This is a genomic window from bacterium, from assembly GCA_024226335.1.
Classification (GTDB): domain Bacteria; phylum Myxococcota_A; class UBA9160; order SZUA-336; family SZUA-336; genus JAAELY01.
This window is the reverse complement of record JAAELY010000253.1, coordinates 1-3,085: the sequence shown is the minus strand read 5'-3', so window position 1 is coordinate 3,085 and position 3,085 is coordinate 1. Positions and strand designations below refer to the sequence as shown.

Here is a 3,085-nt window from a genome sequence, read left to right as displayed (position 1 = left end):
GAAGAACTTCGCGAAGTTCTCTACCTGGACGAAGCTCGGCTGATCGCCGTGGATCACGCACCCGACGTCGAGGTGCATCCCACGGATCGCCTGATGCCTCCCCCGTACCCGGCTTCGGAGATCTGGCCGCTGGCCCAGCCCAGAATCCCCAAACTCGCCATGGGTAGTGACGGCGTCGATCGGACCCAGGCCGTGAGTGCGATAGACGGGAATTTCGCGCCTCCCGGCCCGCTGAGGCCACCGCCTCTACGCGGTCAGACCCATCCGCACACCCTCACTCTCGACTTCGGATCTCTGGAGGGATTGCGCGAACCCGTGCTGACTCTTACCGGCTGGCTCCAGTGGGGCGATGCGAGCACCAATATCGCGATGTCGCAGAATCGAAGTCTGGCAGTCATTCCTCTCACGCTGGAGATGGAGACTCCCGACGGGAACTGGCATCCCGTGCCGGTCACCGTCGGCCGGCCCGCCGGAAAGACCAAGACGATCGCCATCGATCTGACCGGGAAACTGCATCCAGGGACGAAACGTCTGCGACTTCAGACCAGTTTCGAACTTCGATGGGATCGTATCGCTCTCCTCGAAAGAGTACCCCGCAGCGCCGCTCAGATTCATTCCATCAAGCCGGACCATGCCGAACTTGGCTGGCGCGGCTACTCGGAGATTCGCTCTCGCGCTCCTCACCATCCGACGACGCCCGACTGGAATACGGTCAACCAGCAGCCTCCCTGGCGCACCACGCCCGAAGGCTGGGCGACGCGCTACGGAGACGTACGTGAACTCGTAGATGGACGCGACGGGAAACTCGTTTTGCTAGGTGGTGGCGACGCGTTGGATCTGCGCTTTGCAGCGTCTGCGCTTCCGCCCGTGCCCCCGGGCAAGGTCCGAAGTTTCTTCTTTCGCTCGGTGGGCTGGGACAAGGACGCCGATCACAACGTAGTGGACGGAGATACCATTGAACCGCTGCCGGTCCTCGCCGAAGCCGACGACGAGTGGCGGGTTCGCTTCAATACACGCTGGATTCCCGGAGACACGGGAGCCCAGTCCGCCAGGCCTGCGACTCGGTAGCCTCTTTCCCTGAATCATCTCCTCCGGTCGCAAGGCGATCTGGGTGCTCGGCGTGCATCGGGTTGCCGCCCTCGAGAACCCGGCCGTCTGCCAGAGTGCCATAATGCCGGAATGTCGGATCTCGAAGCTCGGCTCGCCGCCTATATTTCGACCCAATTGCCAGACGTGGAAGAACTCCAGGTCCGGGATCTGGATCGCATCTTCGGCGGTGCGTCGCGTGAGACCTATCGCTTCGTGCTCTCGTATCGCGACGGGACCCAGCCGATCAGCCGACCGTTGATTCTGCGACGCGATCCTCCCGGAAGTCTGATTGAAACCGAGCGCGCCATCGAATTCGGTGCCTACAGGGCTTTTTACGGCACGTCTGTGCCCGTACCCGAGGCTCTCTGGCTCGAAGAGGACGAGCGCTGGCTCGACTATCCGTTTTTCGTGATGGAAGAACTCGTCGGTTTCGAAGCTGGACCGCAGGCGATCGTCGCTCCACCGTACGCGCAGCACGCCCAGAGCTACGCCGAACGGAAGTGGGCGATTCTCGGAGAGATCTCCCGGGCTGATCCGAAGGCACTGGGTCTGTTCGAGGTGATGGAATCGGTCGCGCCGGATCTGTGCTGGAAGCGCGAACTGGAGTATTGGGAAGCGCGCATCGATCGCGACGAACTCTGCCCCCAGCCGATCATCCGTGCGGCGATCCGCTGGTTGCGGCGCAATCCTCCCCCGGCCCCGACCCGTCTGAGCGTCGTGCACGGCGACTTTCGCACTGGAAACTTCCTGTACGACGATCGAGGTGGGATCCATGGCATTCTCGATTGGGAGATGGCCCATCTGGGCGACCCACTCGAAGACCTTGCGTGGTCCATCAATCCGGTCTGGCGCTGGGCGCGCGACGAACGGGCCGGCGGGCTGGTTTCGAATCTCGAGGCGATTCGCATCTGGGAGCAGGCCAGCGGTTTCAAGGCGGATCCCGATGCACTGCACTGGTGGGAAGTGTTCTCGAGCGTGAAGGGCCAGGCGATCTGGGTCTCGGGTGCGAAGGAGTTCACCGACGGCAAGAACCAGGATTTCATCCTGGCGCTGTCGGCGTGGTTGGTGGGCAATAGTCAGGACCGCGCGGTCCTGCACACCCTGGGAAGATTGACGTGAAGCCGGACGTGAAGCGCCTTTTCGATGTGGCTGCGGCCCATCTTCTGACGAAGACCGCTCCCGCGTTGGGTGATGCCTACCAACAATCCAGTACGAGCGTGCTGGCCATGCTCCTGATCGAAAGCGGACAGGAGTTCGAACGAGCCGCGCAGCGTCGCGTGGAAGAGAACTCGGAACTGCGAAGTATCTTTGCCGAGGCGAGTTCCGTGGTGAATGACTCCGATCTGGCCGCGCGGCTCGACGAAGCTTCACGCGGAGAGGACGGCAGTCTGCTGATCTCGAATCTGGATGCGGTCAATGCTCAACTGCGCGGTCTTCTGATCGAGTTGCACGCGCACGTCGAGGAACTCGACTCCCCACAGGCTCGGCAACTCGAAGACTCGATCTGGCGGGAGCTGGTCGCTTCGACCGAACGTCGGAAAATCATGATCGGATCGTTCTGAAGGCGGTCACCGAGGAGAACGCAATGCCAGACTGGACTACCCGACAGATTCCCGATCAAAGGGGGCGTGTGTTCGTCGTCACCGGTGCCAATAGCGGTATCGGCCTGGAGGCCGCGCGCGAACTATCGGGAGCCGGAGCCAGTGTCGTGCTGGCCTGTCGCAGTGCGAAAAAGGCCGAAGCGGCGGCGGCTTCGATCCGACGCTCTTTCTCCAATGCGGAGCTCGAGATCCTGCCCCTCGATCTGGCCGACCTCGCGTCGGTTCAGTCCTTCGCCAAGCAGTTCGCCCAGAATCACTCGCGCCTCGACGTGCTGATCAACAACGCAGGCATCATGGCCATTCCTCGTCACGAAACGGTCGATGGCTTCGAGATGCAGTTCGGCACCAATCACCTGGGGCACTTTGCGCTTACTGGCCTGCTATTCGAACATCTG

General features: G+C 62.0%; 4 protein-coding genes. All 4 read left to right on the top strand.

Features of this window, described 5'->3' with window-relative positions; genetic code table 11:
- On the top strand, positions 1–1,068 hold a 1,068-nt coding region (locus GY725_12980; GenBank protein MCP4005101.1), incomplete at its 5' end, for a hypothetical protein.
- A gap of 111 nt (positions 1,069–1,179) precedes the next feature.
- Positions 1,180–2,208: a phosphotransferase family protein gene (locus GY725_12975; protein MCP4005100.1), complete on the top strand. Its 1,029-nt coding sequence runs from the start codon at positions 1,180–1,182 to the stop codon at positions 2,206–2,208.
- On the top strand, positions 2,205–2,651 hold the full coding sequence (locus GY725_12970) for a hypothetical protein (protein MCP4005099.1): 447 nt from the start codon (positions 2,205–2,207) through the stop codon (positions 2,649–2,651). Before GY725_12975 ends, GY725_12970 begins: the two co-directional genes overlap by 4 nt.
- 23 nt (positions 2,652–2,674) lie before the next feature.
- The coding region (locus GY725_12965; protein ID MCP4005098.1) for an SDR family NAD(P)-dependent oxidoreductase at positions 2,675–3,085 on the top strand (411 nt) is incomplete at its 3' end.

Coding starts and splice junctions, on each gene's coding strand:
- GY725_12975 (MCP4005100.1), top strand. CDS start 1,180: ATGTCGGATCTCGAAGCTCGGCTCGCCGCCTATATTTCGACCCAATTG.